13 protein-coding genes are annotated in these 14961 nt (G+C 67.2%); 4 read left to right on the top strand and 9 right to left on the bottom strand.

The genetic code is table 11. From position 1 onward, the window contains the following. Nucleotides 1-63 precede the first annotated feature (63 nt). Nucleotides 64-1101, bottom strand: a complete 1038-nt coding sequence (locus BLA15945_RS13925) for an ABC transporter substrate-binding protein (protein ID WP_059237830.1) — start codon at nt 1099-1101, stop codon at nt 64-66. A 560-nt stretch (nt 1102-1661) separates the two neighbouring features. Here BLA15945_RS13925 and BLA15945_RS13920 point away from each other — a divergent pair. The 3 genes from BLA15945_RS13920 (at nt 1662) to BLA15945_RS13910 (ending at nt 5086) form a co-directional block, all read left to right on the top strand. Next, nucleotides 1662-2813, top strand: a complete 1152-nt coding sequence (locus BLA15945_RS13920; protein WP_011356436.1) for a porin — start codon at nt 1662-1664, stop codon at nt 2811-2813. A gap of 327 nt (nt 2814-3140) precedes the next feature. Beyond that, a complete protein-coding gene (gene blaOXA / locus BLA15945_RS13915) occupies nt 3141-3950 on the top strand; it encodes an OXA-1043 family class D beta-lactamase (protein WP_174992655.1) in 810 nt (269 codons plus the stop codon). Beyond that, the gene (locus BLA15945_RS13910) at nt 3947-5086 is read left to right on the top strand and encodes an acyltransferase family protein (protein ID WP_174992654.1); all 1140 of its coding nucleotides are present in this window, start codon (nt 3947-3949) and stop codon (nt 5084-5086) included. The genes blaOXA and BLA15945_RS13910 overlap by 4 nt, the downstream gene beginning before the upstream one ends. A 103-nt stretch (nt 5087-5189) precedes the next feature. Here BLA15945_RS13910 and BLA15945_RS13905 read toward each other — a convergent pair whose 3' ends face one another. The 5 genes from BLA15945_RS13905 to BLA15945_RS13885 all read right to left on the bottom strand — a co-directional run bounded on the left by BLA15945_RS13905 (nt 5190) and on the right by BLA15945_RS13885 (nt 10778). Then, nucleotides 5190-5933 (bottom strand): hypothetical protein, encoded by a 744-nt coding sequence (locus BLA15945_RS13905; RefSeq protein WP_174992653.1) that lies wholly within the window; start codon nt 5931-5933, stop codon nt 5190-5192. Between the two features lie 33 nt (nt 5934-5966). Further along, nucleotides 5967-7358: an alkaline phosphatase gene (locus tag BLA15945_RS13900; RefSeq protein ID WP_059237833.1), complete on the bottom strand. Its 1392-nt coding sequence runs from the start codon at nt 7356-7358 to the stop codon at nt 5967-5969. Nucleotides 7359-7390: 32 nt separating this feature from the next. After that, on the bottom strand, nt 7391-8824 hold the full coding sequence (locus BLA15945_RS13895) for an alkaline phosphatase (RefSeq protein ID WP_174992652.1): 1434 nt from the start codon (nt 8822-8824) through the stop codon (nt 7391-7393). Between the two features lie 154 nt (nt 8825-8978). Next, complete coding sequence (locus BLA15945_RS13890; protein ID WP_174992651.1) at nt 8979-9569, bottom strand: class I SAM-dependent methyltransferase; 591 nt, start codon at nt 9567-9569, stop codon at nt 8979-8981. Nucleotides 9570-9794: 225 nt separating this feature from the next. Next, entirely contained in the window at nt 9795-10778 is a 984-nt protein-coding gene (locus BLA15945_RS13885) for an aldo/keto reductase (protein ID WP_174992650.1), read from the bottom strand. A gap of 111 nt (nt 10779-10889) precedes the next feature. Here BLA15945_RS13885 and BLA15945_RS13880 point away from each other — a divergent pair, with 111 nt between their 5' ends. Then, complete coding sequence (locus tag BLA15945_RS13880) at nt 10890-11807, top strand: LysR family transcriptional regulator (RefSeq protein WP_174992649.1); 918 nt, start codon at nt 10890-10892, stop codon at nt 11805-11807. A gap of 32 nt (nt 11808-11839) precedes the next feature. Here BLA15945_RS13880 and BLA15945_RS13875 read toward each other — a convergent pair whose 3' ends face one another. From BLA15945_RS13875 to BLA15945_RS13865, 3 genes are all read right to left on the bottom strand, one after another. Next, nucleotides 11840-12280 carry a GNAT family N-acetyltransferase gene (locus BLA15945_RS13875; protein WP_174992648.1) on the bottom strand — a complete coding sequence of 147 codons (441 nt, stop codon included), beginning with the start codon at nt 12278-12280 and terminating at the stop codon, nt 11840-11842. A 62-nt stretch (nt 12281-12342) separates the two neighbouring features. Beyond that, entirely contained in the window at nt 12343-14064 is a 1722-nt protein-coding gene (poxB, locus tag BLA15945_RS13870; RefSeq protein WP_174992647.1) for a ubiquinone-dependent pyruvate dehydrogenase, read from the bottom strand. A 226-nt stretch (nt 14065-14290) separates the two neighbouring features. Continuing rightward, nucleotides 14291-14818, bottom strand: coding sequence for an Lrp/AsnC family transcriptional regulator (locus BLA15945_RS13865; protein ID WP_047901851.1), 528 nt, complete (start codon nt 14816-14818; stop codon nt 14291-14293). Nucleotides 14819-14961: the final 143 nt, after the last annotated feature.

The following is a 14961-nucleotide window of genomic DNA, read 5'->3' as shown; positions in this document are numbered from 1 at the left end:
CGCGCCGCGAAGGCGCGTGACGGCGGCGGCGAGCCCGAGCCCGGGCCCGCCGCCGCGCGCAGGTTACGCGCCCTTCAGGCTGCCGGCGATCTTCTGCGCGACGTCGGCCGGCACCCATTGCTTCCACATGTCCTGGCGGGTCTTCAGGAACTGCGTGGCCATCGCCGCGCCGTCGATCTTCTTCGTCGTCATCTCGAGGATCGTCTGGTTCAGGAAGTCCATCGGGAAACGCACCTTGCCGAATACGCCGACGAGATCGGGGTTCGCATCGGCGAACGGCTTCGACACGCCGACCGTCAGCCGCGACACCATGTACGACGACGCGCACTGGTGCGTGCTGCTCTCGTCGCGCAACGTCTTCCAGCATGCTTCGTTATAGGCCGGCATCTTCAGCGCGGTGAACTTGTATTTCGCCATCAGCGCGGCCGGGCCCCAGTAATAGAACACGATCGGCGCGCCGCGCTGGTACGCGGACGCGATCGCCGCGTCGAGGGCCGCGCCGGTGCCCGGATGGAAGTTCGTGTACGACTGATCGAGCTTCAGCACCTTCAGCAGGCGCGTGTTCACGCGCTCGCAGTCCCAGCCCGTCGGGCAGTTCAGGAAACGGCCCTTGTCCGGTTCCTCCTCGTCGGCGAACACCTGCTTGAACTTCGGCAGATCGTCGACCGACACGAGCCCGGGCGCGACCGGCTTGATGTTGCGCGCCGGATCGCCCTTCAACACGTAGTCGGGCACGAACCAGCCTTCGGTCGTGCCGCCCGGCAGCGTGTCGCCAATCAGCTTCACTGCGCCCGACGAGACGGCCTTCGCGGTGATCTCGCTGCGGCCCGTCCACTGCTCGGCCCAGATCTGCAGGTCGTTGCGCGCGAGCGCCGTTTCGGTCGCGGCCGTGCTGCCCGGCACGACGTCGGTCTTGCAGCCGTAGCCCTTCTCCATGATCTGCCGCAGCACTTCGGTCGCAAACGACCCGCTCTCCCACGTGATGCCTGCGAAATGGACCGTCTTGCCGTCGGCGCACGCGCCGCCGGCCGCGTGCGCCGCGGGCGCGGAAAGAATCGCCGCGGCGGCGAGAAGGACCGTTTTCAGTCGTCGAATCTGCATGGTGGGTCGTCTCCAAATCGAATCTGTTGTTTGTGCGTCGCGGCATGCGCGGCGACCGGCGAATCGTGCATCCCGCCACGTCCGGTCAGCCTGCATGTTTCCGTCGCCAATTTGTTTAGGGAAACGAGTAATTCCGATCAGTGCAATCGGCTGCGCCAATCGATCGCCGGACGGCCTGCCAGGCAGGCTGGACGGGCGTCGGCCGGGATTCCGGGAGGCGCAAGCCCCCGCCCGGACCGCATCGTGGCGCTGGCCCGGCCAGCCTTGAACCACCGCGCCGCGCACACCGTTTCGACTGTCGAAACGAGCTGTCGCGCCCCCATTGGCGAACCCGATCCCATCCATCGAAATTACTCGCTTTCGATTCCTTTTCGGCTTCGGAAGAATGCGCGGAGTCATCGGAGGAGACACGACCCGTCGCAGCCGGTCGCCGCGCCGCCGCGCATCGCGCGTTTCCGGCGCCGCGCGCGCTGCGCCGGAAACGCCCCGGATGACGGGGCGCGCCTCGCCGGACGCGCTCACGACAACCGATACAAGCTGGACATCCCGGAGATCTCTCAATGAAAAAGACCCTGACGGCGCTCGCCGTAACGGCAACCTTCGCAGCCCCCGTGTTCGCGCAAAGCAGCGTCACGCTGTACGGCGTGATCGACGAAGGCCTGAACTACACGAACAACGTCGGCACCGGCCACGTCTACGAGATGGCGAGCGGCTACGCGCAGGGCAGCCGCTGGGGCCTGAAGGGCAGCGAGGATCTTGGCGGCGGCATGAAGGCGATCTTCCAGCTCGAGAACGGCTTCGACGTGAACACCGGCCGGCTCAACCAGGGCGGCCGCATGTTCGGCCGCCAGGCGTACGTCGGCCTGAGCCAGACGCAGTACGGCACGCTGACGTTCGGCCGCCAGTACGATTCCGTGGTCGACTATCTCGCGCCGACCACGGCCAACGGCAACTGGGGCGGCTACCTGCTTGCGCACCCGTTCGACAACGACAACACCGACAACTCGTTCCGCCTCGACAACACGGTGAAGTACGCGAGCCCGAACTTCGGCGGCTTCCAGTTCGGCGGCGCGTACAGCTTCAGCAACAGCACGAACTTCTCGGACAACCGCGCGTACAGCTTCGGCGCGCAATACCAGAACAACGGCCTGCTGATCGGCGCCGCGTACCTGCAGGCGAACCATCCGGGCGATGGCTCGGCCGGCGCGATCACCGCGAACGACGCGAGCTACATCGCCGAGCGCATGCGCGTGTTCGGCGCGGGCATCAACTACACGTTCGGGCCCGCGACGGTCGGTTTCGCGTACACGAACTCGAACTACAAGAACCCGACCGGCAACGGCTACCTCGGCACGCCGGGCGCGATCATCGCACCGGGCGCGACGGTCAGCGCGATCAAGTACCAGAACTTCGAGGTGAACGGTTCGTACCAGATCACGCCGGCGTTCATGGTCGGCGCACAGTACGTGCTGTCGCTCGAGAAATACGACGCATCGACCGGCGACGCGAAGCCGAAGATCCACTCGGTCGGGCTGATGGCCGACTACAACCTGTCGAAGCGCACCGACGTGTACGTGCAGGCCGCGTACCAGCACATCGCCGGCGACAAGACGAACTCGATCCTCGACAACGCGTTCATCCCCGGCACCGACGCGCCGTCGTCGACGTCGAACCAGGTGGCCGTGCGGCTCGCGCTGCGCCACAAGTTCTGACGCAACCCGGCGCTCCGTTCTTCACGCGACACCCGCGCCGATCGGCTCGAGGTGTCTTCGCCCGCCCGCAGGCGCCAGCCTGCCGGCGGGCTTTTTCATGCGCGCCGCCACGCGCGACGGGCCATTGCCGCCGGCAACGGGTAACGGGCACGCAATTGCCCCGTCAACCGTGACAGGTCAACGAACGACGATCCGTCGATACACTGTGGGCCTACGCAACTGCCGCCATCCCCGCCTTCCTCGATGCCGGCCGTCGCCTTCCTTGCGCACGGCCTGCCGCCTTTCGCCCGCGCCGTGCGCCTGCTGCCCATCCCCGAGGAGTGTCACTTGAAGCCCTGGCGCCGCGCGCTGTTCACCTTCGCCGCCGGCCTCCTGGCCGCCGCGTCCTCTCACGCCCATCCGGTCTGCACCGTCGTCGCCGACGCCGCCACCGGCCAGGTGCTCGTGCAGCAAGGCGACTGCGCGGCCCGCGTGACGTCCGCATCGACGTTCAAGGTCGCGATCAGCCTGATGGGCTTCGACGCCGGCGTGCTGAAGGACGAGCACACGCCCACGCTCGACTTCCACGCCGGCTACCCCGACTGGGGCGGTGCGCCGTGGCGCGAGCCGACCGACCCGGCCCGCTGGATGAAGCTGTCGATCTTCTGGTATTCGGAGCAGGTCGCGCAGGCGCTCGGGCAGGCACGCTTCCAGCAGTACACGAGCGCGTTCGGCTACGGCAACGCCGACGTGACCAGCAAGCAGGGCGAACTGAGCGGCGTGATGGGCGCATGGGCCAACTCGTCGCTGCGGATCTCGCCGCTCGAACAGGTTGCGTTCATGCGCAAGATCGTGCGCCGCACGCTGCCCGTCAGCGCGCATGCGTACGACATGACCGAGCGCATCACGCTGATCGACGCGCAACCGGGCGGCTGGACCGTGCACGGCAAGACCGGCACCGGCTCGCCGGGCCTCAAGTACGACGGCGCGCACGCGTATGGCTGGTTCGTCGGCTGGGCGACGAAGGGGCCGCGCACGCTGGTGTTCGCGAACCTGATCCAGGACGACAAGCGGCAGACGCCGAATGCCGGCCTGCGCTCGCGCGACACGTTCCTCGCGGCGCTGCCGGCGCTCGCCGAGCCGGGCCAGCCGCAATGAGCACTGGACCGCGCAACGCCCGCATCGACCTGCTGCGCGGCGTGTCGATCCTGCTCGTCCTGCTGCATCACTTCAACATCGCGTACTCGCTGCGCGACACCGCGCTCGCGCGCGTGCTCGGCTGGGACACGCTCCACGCAATCGTGCGCAACGGCAACTACGGCGTGACGATGTTCTTCGCGATCTCGGGCTACCTGATCACGTCGAACGCGCGCCGCCGCTGGGGCAGCCTCGGCGCACTCGACGTACGCGCGTTCTACGTGTCGCGTATCGCACGCATCGTCCCGTGCCTGCTTCTGCTGCTCGCGCTCGTCAACGGCCTCGCGGCGGCCGGCGTGCCGATCTTCACGAACCATGCGCCGCAGGGCGTCGCCGTGTCGTACTGGCTCGTGAATCTCGCGTCGCTCACGTTCTGGATGAATGTGCTGATCGGCACCTACGGATGGGTCAACTACGCGCTCGGCGTGTTGTGGTCGCTGTCGGTCGAGGAGGTGTTCTACCTGTCGTTCCCGCTGCTGTGCATCGCGCTGCGCCGCGACGCGCGGCTGTTCGCGTTCTGGCTGCTGATCGCCGCGATCGGTCCCGTGTACCGCTACACGCATCCAGGCGACGAAGGCGGCTTCCTCTACGCGTACTTTGCGTGCTTCGACGGCATCGCGATCGGCTGCTGCACCGCGCTGCTGGCCGAACGCGCACGCTGGCAGGCGCTCGCGGCAGCGCCGGTGCAATGGATTACGGCAACGTCGATGGTGGTGCTGTATCTCGCATGGCCGATCGCCGAAAGCCATGTGCCCGGCGTCTCCGCGATGGCGCTCGGCACGGCCGTGCTGCTGATCGGCGCGCATGCGGAGCGCGAACGCACGCACGGCCGCATGCTCGCACCGCTGCGCTGGAGCGGCCGGCTCAGTTACGAGCTGTATCTGTTCCACCTGATCGTGCTCGGTGCGCTGCGCACGTTCTGGCCGCCTTCGGCGATGCATGGCGACGGCAAGCTGGCGTTGCTCGTCGCGTATCTGGTGCTGTCGGCCGGATTGAGCGCGATCATCGCGCGCGGCTATGCGACGCCGCTCGACCGCTTGATCAAGCGGGTCGCGTTACGGCCTGCGGTGCAAGTGACGGACAGCGCGCGCGTGTAGCTTCCCGCGCACGTCGGCGAGGAAAGAAAAATCGGCCAGGACCCGACCGTATCGCGGAACGATACGGCCTGCCTGACCGCAAGCCCCGCCTACGACACTTCGATCAATCGAGATAGTCCGCGTATTCCTTGCGCGAATAACCGGCGAGCGTCTGCCACGGCAACGTCTCGCGCCGCGCGGCCGCCGCCGGGGTCAGCGTCAGCTTGCGCATGACGCGCCCATCGGCACTCCGGTATTCGACCGACAGCGGCGCCTGCAGCCGCTCGCTCCACAGGATCCGGTTCACCCCGCGCGCGCCGGGCGTATCGACGGCCTGCTCGTACCAGAGCGTACCGGGCGCGTCGCCGCGCCTGGCGACCGCGAGCCGCTTCAGCTGCGAAGGCGGCGTCACGTAATACGCGTTGTCCCACGAGCCGTCGAAGCCCGTGGTTTCGTACTCGGCCGGCGGCACGCTGACGACCGTCCGGTTCGTTGCATCGACGTACTCGATGCGCGCCGCCTTGCCGTCGTACGTGACGTGCCGCGCGGCCGCCTGGAAGTTGAAGTGCTTGTGCCCGGCGTGTGCCGCAGCCGGCTGCACGCCGGCGCGGCGGCCCGCGTCATGGTCGTGGTCATGGTCGTGATCGTCGCCATGACCGCCGCCGGCCGCCGCGGCGGGCAGCACGCGCTCGACCCATACGTGCCCGTCGCGCCGCACCATCCGTTCGCGATACAGCGTCGTGCGTGTCACGCCGTCGGCCGTGACCGTGCGGCTCTCGTGCAGCAGCACGGCGTCGAGGTCCGCCGCTGCAAAAGCCGGCAGTGCAGCCATCCCGCAGGCGAGCGCACAGAGGATCTGACGTTTCATCGGGCATTCCCGTTCGTCATGCAATCACTAGGCTCAGAAACCGAACGCCGAACGGACGAGACCGAACACCTTCGTGTTGTCGATCGTGCCCTTGAACGCCTTCGCATCCGCGCCGTCGGCAAACAGCATCACGTCGCCGCCGCCATGCGTCTCCGAACCCGCGCTGCCCATCCGCACGCCCACTTCCTGCAGATACGCCTCGTTCATCGCGGTGGCCGAATCGACCGACGTACGCACGTTCGGCCGGTTCGCGCCGTTGCCGAACACCAGCGTCGTGTAGGTATTGCCGTCGGCATCCTTGCTCGGCTGGCCGTCGCGATAATTGCGGCTGATGTCGAGAATCGGATTGCCGCGCTTCGAATAGCCGTTGATCGTCATCGTGTGGTCGTGGTCGGCCGTCACGACGATCAGCGTATTCGACAGGTCGACCTTCGACAGCGCGACGCGGATCGCTTCGTCGAACGCCGCCGTATCCTCGAGCGCGCGCTTCGCGTTGGTCCCGTGCAGCGCGTGATCGATCCGGCCGCCTTCGACCATCAGGAAATAGCCGTTCGAATTCTTCGACAGCACGTCGATCGCCTTCGACGTCATGTCGGCCAGGCTCGGCTGCGTCGGCCCTTCGCCCTTGCCCGCGACACGGTCGAGTTCGTACTCGAGATGGCTCGTCGAGCTGAAAAGGCCCACCAGCTTGCCGTTGCCGGCTTGCGCGAGCTGATCCTTGGTGGCAACAACCGTGTAGCCCTTTGCCTTCATCTCGTTGAGCAGGTTGCGCCCGTCCGCGCGCCCGCGCTTGTTCGACACCGAATCGAACGGCGTCCAGTGGTTGCGGCCGCCGCCCATCAGCACGTCGACGCCGTCGCCGAGCGCCGCGTTGTAGCCGGCGCCGCCCGGTGCCGCCTGCGCAGCGATGTCGTACTGCGCATCGCGATGGCAGATGTGCGAATAGGTTGCGGCCGGCGTCGCATGCGTGAGCTCGGTCGTCGTGATCGCGCCGACCGCCTTGCCGCGTGCCTTCGCCAGTTCCAGCAGTGTCGACACCGGCTGGCCGTTGCCCGGCGCGCAGTTGTTGACGGTCTTGTTGCCATTGGCGTCGTTGCCGGGCGCCACGGCGCGCGTGTCGGACGACATCGACAGCACTTCGTTGTTCATCTTTACGCCGGTCATGTACGCGGCCATCGACGGCGCGCTGTCGGTCGTCTGCGCGTCGTTCGAGAAGGTCTTGACGCGCGCGGTGCGCGCCAGCTTCTCCATCGTCAGTTGTCCCGACTCGCCGACCTTGTAGATCCGGCTCGCCGTCACGGTCGTCGGCCCCATGCCGTCGCCGAGAAAGAAAATCACGTTCTTCGCCTGGCCGGCGGCCTGCGCCGCGCCGCACGCGAAACCCGCGACGGCCAGCGCCGCCGCGATGCACTTGATGGTCGACATCCTGTATTCCCCTGTACCCGTGTTGTCGGCGCTCAAAGCTGCACCGCGTTGCGCACCAGCTCGAACACCTTGTTGTTCTCGATCACGCCGTGGAACGCATCCGCGCCGCGACCGATCGCACCGAGGAACACATCGGTGCCGCCGTGCGTCTCGTTGCCCTTGTCCATCCGCACGACCGCCTCCTGGCGATAGTCGTCGGCGCCCGTCACCGCATCGGTGAGCGCGGTGCCCGCGCGGCTGCCCTGCACGCGGTTCTCGCCGTTGCCGAAGCCGATGATCGTGTACGGCGCGCCGTCCGCGTCCTTCGCGATCGCGCCCGTCTGGTAGCTGCGCAGCACGCCCAGCACGCCGGGCTTGCCCGCTTCGGTCTTGCCCGTGCGCGCCGCATAGCCGTTCAGCACCAGCGTGTGGTCGTGATCGGCCGTGACGACGATCAGCGTGTTCTTCAGGTCGGGATCGGTCTTGCGGACCTTGTCGAGCGTCGCCTTGATCGCGTTGTCGAACGCGACCGTGTCCTGCAGCGCGCGCTTCGCATTGGTGTCGTGCAGCGCGTGATCGATCCGGCCGCCCTCGACCATCAGGAAATAGCCGTTCGGGTTGTTCTGCAGCACGTCGAGCGCGCGCGTCGCCATGTCGGTGAGGCTCGGTTCCTTGGTCGCGCCGCGATCGAGGTCGTAGCTCATGTGGCTCGACGAGAACAGGCCGACCAGCTTGCCGCTCTTCGTCGCATCGGCGGCCAGCAGGTCGTCGCGGTTCTGCGCGACCGCATAGCCCTTCGCCTTCAGTTCGTTGACCAGGTGGCGGCCGTCGGTGCGCTTGCCGCCGCCGTCCTTCGGCACGAAGAACTGCGTGCCGCCGCCGAGCACGACGTCGACGCCGTCGCCCAGCGCGCCGTTGTAGCCCGCGCCGCCCGGCACGAGCTGCGCGGCGATGTCGCTCTCGGCATCGCGATGGCACACGTGCGCGTAGGTTGCAGCAGGCGTCGCGTGCGTGACGCGCGTGGTCGTCACGACGCCGGTGGCCATCCCCTTCGCCTTCGCGATTTCGAGCAGCGTCGACACCGACTTGCCGTTGTTCGCGCCGCAGTTGCCGGTGAGGCCGGCGCTCGGCTCGATCGCCTTCGTGTCGGGCGACATCGAGATCACTTCGTTGTTGGTCTTGACGCCGGTCATGTACGCCGACATCGACGGCGCGCTGTCCGTCACCTGCGCGTCGTTCGAATACGTCTTGATGAACGCGGTTTCCGGCAGCGTGTCGATCGTGAGCGCGCCGTCTTCACCGACACCGTAGATGCGCGCGGCCGTCAGCGTCGTCATCCCCATCCCGTCGCCGAGGAAGAAGATCACGTTGCGCGCCGCTGCCTTCACGGGGGCGGGCGTCGAGCTGGTCGGGCCGTCGTCGCTGCCGCAGCCGGCCAGCGCAAAGGCGCCGGCACACAGCAGCGCCGCCATTTTGATTCGATTCATGTTGCCGGTTCTCCCCGCCGTTGATGCTTTCGAAATGAAAGGCGATGGTAGGAACCTGATGTGACGGCACGATGAATGGAAATTGGAAGGATCGGTATGACTTATGAAAGGATGCGGCAGGCCGCCGCGTCCGGATGCCCCGCGCGTGGCCGCGTCACTCCGCGTGTTCGGCAGTGGCGCTGCGCACGGTCACGATGCGCGCGGGCGGAATATTTGCCCAGACGATCCGGCTGCCGCGGGCAACGAATGCCGAATCGCCGAGCGGATGACGGCCGGGCGGCCGCAGATCGTACGTGAACTGAATCATCACGCCGTCAGCCGACAGCACGCGACGACATTGATCGACGATCGCCGTCACGGCCTCGCGCGGCAGCGTGCGCAACGGCAGGCACGACACGATCGCATCGACGCGCGCATCGGGCGGCAACAGCCGCTCGAGCTGCCGCGCATCGCCCGATACGATCGAGATCCCGGGAAAGCGTCGTCGCAGGTGCTGCACGAACGCCGGTGAACGCTCGACCACGACGAGGCGCCGTGGCGCGACGCCGCGTTCGAGCAACGCCGCGGTGATCGCGCCGGTGCCGCCGCCAAGCTCGACGACCAGCCCGTCACCGTCCGGCACCGCATCGGCCATCTCGCGCGCCAGGTGCCGCGAACTCGGGCACAACGCGCCCACCGCGGCCGGACGGCCGACCCACTCGCGCACGAACAGTGCCGAGACACGCCACGCATTCGGCCACATCATGGGCAGCCCTTGAGCAGTTGCGCCGCCCGCGGCGACGTGCCGAAGACTTGATGGAACAGGGCTACGGCGACACGGGGCTTTGGCATGCGCATCCTCCTGGACGAATCGGTCCGCCGCAGGAAGAGCGACGATCAAATCGATTCTAGGAAACGCAAACTTAAGGCGACGTGAAGATTGACCCTGATTCCCCTGATCAATTCGTGCCCGATCAGCCGCCGGACGCGTTCAGCGATCGACGCGCTGCTGCAAGTGCGCGGGATAACGTTCGCCGACGATCCGGATCTGCTGCAGCGCGGCCTCGATCGCGGCGAGATCGTCGGCCGTCAGCGTGACGGCGGCCGCACCGACGTTCTCGTCGAGCCGGTGCAGCTTCGTCGTGCCCGGAATCGGCACGATCCACGGCTTGCGGGCCAGCAGCCAGGCCAGCGCGATCTGCGCGCGCGTCGCGCCTTTATCGGTCGCAATGCGGCCGAGCAGATCGACGAGGCCCGCGTTCGCCTTGCGGTTTTCCTCGGAGAAACGCGGCACGAGATTGCGGAAATCGTCGGCGGCGAACGTCGTGTTCGCATCGATCGCGCCGGTCAGGAAACCTTTACCGAGAGGGCTGAACGGCACGAAGCCGATGCCGAGTTCCTCGAGCGTCGGCAGGATCCGCGCTTCCGGCTCGCGCCACCACAGCGAGTACTCGCTTTGCAGCGCGGCGACCGGCTGCACCGCGTGTGCGCGGCGAATCGTCTGCTCGCCGGCTTCCGACAGTCCGAAGTGCGCGACCTTGCCCTCGCGGATCAGGTCCTTGACCGTGCCGGCCACGTCTTCGATCGGCACGTTCGGATCGACGCGATGCTGATAGAACAGATCGATGCGGTCGATCTTCAGCCGCTTCAGCGCCGCATCGGCTACTTCGCGGATACGCGACGGCCGGCTGTCGACGCCCTTCATCGCCTGCCCGTCCTCGAAGCCGAACTTGGTCGCGATCGCGACCTGGTCGCGAAACGGCGCAACCGCCTCGCCGACCAGCGCCTCGTTGACGAACGGGCCATACGCTTCCGCCGTATCGAAGAACGTCACGCCGCGCTCGAACGCGGCACGGATCAGCGCGATGCCGCTGGCCTTGTCGGTGGCCGGGCCGTAGCCGTAACTCAATCCCATGCAGCCGAGCCCGATTGCCGAGACTTCGAGGCCGCTGTTTCCCAGTGCACGCTTTTGCATGAATGGCTCCTGCTGAAAATGAAGGCGAATGCCGAGGAAGCCAGTGTAGGTTGATGGATTCTGCTCAACAATCGGCGTACCATTTCATGCGTTATTGAGGGAATCTCACAAATGCTGCACACCGGCATCGGCGAACTGACGACTTTCATCACGATCGCGGAGCAGCGCAGCTTCAGCGGCGCGGCGCGTATCCTGGGCGTATCGCCGTCGGCGCTGAGCCACGCGATCCGCCACCTCGAAGCGCGGCTCGGCGTGCGGCTGTTCAACCGCACGACGCGTTCCGTCGCGCTGACGGAAGCCGGCGAACAACTGCTGCTGCGCGTCCGGCCCGCGGTGGCCGATCTCGAGGATGCGCTGAACGACGCCGCGACCGCCCGCAACCGGCCGTCCGGCCAGATCCGGATCAGCGCGTCGGAAGCGGCATCGCGCCCGCTGATCCTGCACGTGCTGCCGGCGTTCGCCGCGCGCTATCCGGACATCCACGTCGAATTCGTCGTCGATTCGCGGCTGATCGACATCGTCGAGCACGGCTTCGACGCGGGCATCCGCGTGCATGAAGACGTGCCGCGCGACATGATCGCGGTGCGCTTCGGCGATCCGCTGCGCTTCATCGCGGTTGCATCGCCCGGCTACCTGACGCGGCACGCCGCGCCGGAGAGCCCGCAGGATCTCGCGCGTCATGCGTGCATCCGCTACCGGTTCGAAAGCGGCACGCTCCTTCGCTGGGACCTGATGCGCGACGGCAGGCGCGTGACCGTCGATGTCGACGGGCCGCTGACACTCGGCAACCAGAACCTGATGATCGACGCGGCGCTGGGCGGCCTCGGGATCGCGTGGGTCACGGCATCGCGTGTCGCCGACCACGTGGCCGCCGGGCGGCTCGTGCACGTGCTGCCGCAATGGGGCCAGGACTTCGGCGCGCTGTGCCTCTACTATCCGGCGAACCGGCATCCGCCAGCCGCGTTGCGGCTGTTCGTCGAGGCCGTGCGTGAGTGGGCCGCTGCCGGACGCGAAGCGGCGACGGACTGAACGCACGCGGCACGCCGAGCCTGCCTGCGCACTCAGCGCGTCGAACGCATCCGGATGTTCGCGAACGGCAGGCCTTCGTCGTCTTCGTCGCGCCGCGAGACTGCCTCGAAACCGAGCCGTCCGTAGAACGCGCGGGCGTCGCGATTGTCGGCATACACCTCCAGGTCGAGCGCGCCCTTGATCGCGAGCGCGTGCTCGACCAGTGCGCGACCGATCCCGTGGCCGTGCATCGCCGGCGCGACGAACAACCCGCCGATCGACCCGTCGAGCAGGCCGATGAAACCGACCGGCTCGTCCGCGCGACAGGCAACCCAGGTTTCCGAGCGAGGCAGGTAGATGTCCTCGACGAGCGCGCGCTGCTGGCGCAGGCGCGCGTTGCCGAGGAATGGATGCGCGAGCATCGATGCGTCGAACCAGATGGCCGACAGTGCGTGCAGGTCGGATGGTTGGTAGGTGCGAATCAGGATATCCATGCTTCCGGGTCGTTCGACCGGCAACGCAAAACGGGCGCGGCCACGACGCGCCCCGTACCGCATCACCGCAGGTTGGTTCTCGCAAGCTCGACGATCTCGTCGCCGCGCCCGCTGAGGATCGCGCGCAGCATGAACAGGCTGAAGCCCTTCGCATGCGCGAACTCGATCTTCGGCGGCATCGCCAGCTCGTACTTCGACGTCACGACGTCGACAACGGCCGGCCCGTCGTGCGCGAACGCCATGCGCAGCGCTTCCTCGACGTTCTCCGAATGCTCGACGCGCACGCTGAAGATGCCCGCCCCCTTCGCGATCGCCGCGAAATCGGTCGGACTCAGGTCGACGTTCGTATCGAGATAGCCGGCCGCCTTCAGCTCCATCGACACGAAGCCGAGCAGGCTGTTGTTGTACACGACGATCTTGATCGGCAGGTTGAGCTGGCGCGCGCTCAGCAGATCGCCGAGCAGCATCGACAGCCCGCCGTCGCCGGACAGCGACACGACCTGCCGCCCGGGATGCGCGCCTTGCGCGCCGAGCGCCTGCGGCATCGCGTTCGCCATCGACCCGTGATTGAACGAGCCGTGCAGTTGCCGCTGGCCGTTCATCGTCAGGTAGCGCGCGGCCCACAGCGTCGGCGTGCCGACGTCGGCCGTGAAGATCGCGTCGTCGGCCGCGACTTCGTCGACGATCTTCGTCAGGTACTGCGGATGAATCGCGCGGCCCGGCGGCTCGGCCACCGCGAGATCGTCGAGCCCCTTGCGCGCCGCCGCGTAGTGCTTCAGCGCATTCTCGAGGAAGCGCCGCTGCGTCTTGCGTGTCAGGCGCGGCAGCAGCGCCGCGATCGTTTCCTTCACCGTGCCGACGAGGCCGAGCGCAAGCGGCGCGCGATGGCCGAGCTGCGAGCCCTTCCAGTCGATCTGCGCGATCTTCGCGTTCGTCGGATAGAACGGCCGGTACGGGAAATCCGTGCCGAGCATCAGCAGCGTGTCGCACGATTCCATCGCGTGATAGCCGGAGCTGAAACCGATCAGCCCCGTCATCCCGACGTCGAACGGGTTGTCCCATTCGACGAACTGCTTGCCGCGCAGCGCATGCACGACCGGCGCGCCGAGCATGTCGGCCAGCGCGACCACTTCGTCATGCGCGCCCTGCGTGCCGCTGCCGCACAGCAGCGTGACCGCGTCGGATGCGTTGAGCAGCGCCGCGAGCCGGTCGAGATCGGCATCGGCCGGCAGGATCGACGGCGGCGTGGAATCGCTCCATGCCGGCGCCTCTTCCGGGCCGTCGCCGAGCGCGATGTCGCCCGGCAGCACGATCACCGCAACGCCGCGCGCCTCGATCGCGGTGCGCATCGCCCGCGCGAGCACGCGCGGAAACTGCGACGCATTCGTCACGAGTTCGACGAAGTGGCTGCACTCGCGGAACAGTTCCTGCGGATGGGTTTCCTGGAAGTAGCCAAGGCCGATCTCGGTGGACGGGATGTGCGCGGCGATCGCGAGCACCGGCTGGTGATTGCGGTGACAGTCGTACAGCCCGTTGATCAGGTGCAGGTTGCCGGGGCCGCAACTGCCCGCGCACACCGCGAGCCGCCCGGTCGACGCGGCATCGGCGCCGGCCGCGAACGCGGCGCTCTCCTCGTGCCGCGTATGCATCCAGCGGATCGAGCCGATCTGGCTCAGGCTGAACGACAGGCCGTTCAGACTGTCGCCCGTCACGCCCCAGATGCGCTCGACGCCCGCTGCCGCCAGCGTCTTCGCCAGGTATTCCGCCATCGATTGTCTTGCCATGATGCCCTCGCTGTTGATGGATCGAGACACGCATGAGCCGGACGTGCATGCGCAGCCGGCAGCGACCGAACGAGCATACGCGATTGGTCCGCGCCGCGTCGTGACGGCGCAAGCGGGCCGACTGCCGTAGGACGCGCTGGCGCGCGACGGGTTCGATCCGGTGCGGCGAGCGTCATGGTTCCGTCACCGCGCCGTCAGCGAACGGACCGGCGGACAGGTCGTGCGCTCAGCTCCAGTCGGACGCCGATTCGTCCGGATCGACGAGCGTGAGCCCCGCCGCCGGCAGCGGCAACGCGGTCTTGTAGCGCACCTGCTTCAGCGCGAAGCTCGACCGGATGTTCGACACGCCCGGAATCGTCGTCAGCCGCTCGATGATGAAGCGTTCGAGCGTGCGCATGTCCGGCATCACGACGCGCAGCAGGTAGTCGGCGTCGCCCGACATCAGGTAGCACTCCATCACCTCGGGCCGCTGCGAGATCGCCTCCTCGAAGCGCTGCAACGCGTCCTCGACCTGCTTCTCGAGGCTGACCTGGATGAACACGTTGATCCGCAGGCCGAGCGGCTCGGGATCCAGCAGCGTGACCTGCTGCCGGAACAACCCCAGCTTCTCGAGCGCGCGCACGCGGTTGAAGCACGGCGTCGTCGACAGGTTCACCGCGCGCGCCAGTTCCGCGTTCGTGATCCGCGCGTTCTGCTGAAGCTGGTTCAGGATGCCGATGTCGATGCGGTCGAGCCGCTTCGGGGAGGTGCTCATGGCCTGAATATTCCTTATCTCGCGACGATTCCAGAATATTTACACTATCCAGACACAAATTCCCAATGAAATCAGACGCATATTCTGCGGATCGGCGCGTAGCATGAGTCCCATTGATGCGTGCCGCCGCCGGCGCGCGAGGA

It is taken from the genome of Burkholderia arboris (genome assembly GCF_902499125.1).
GTDB classification, from domain to species: Bacteria; Pseudomonadota; Gammaproteobacteria; order Burkholderiales; family Burkholderiaceae; genus Burkholderia; species Burkholderia arboris.
The sequence above is the reverse complement of the archived record's forward strand: the minus strand, read 5'-3'. Positions and strand labels throughout refer to the sequence as shown.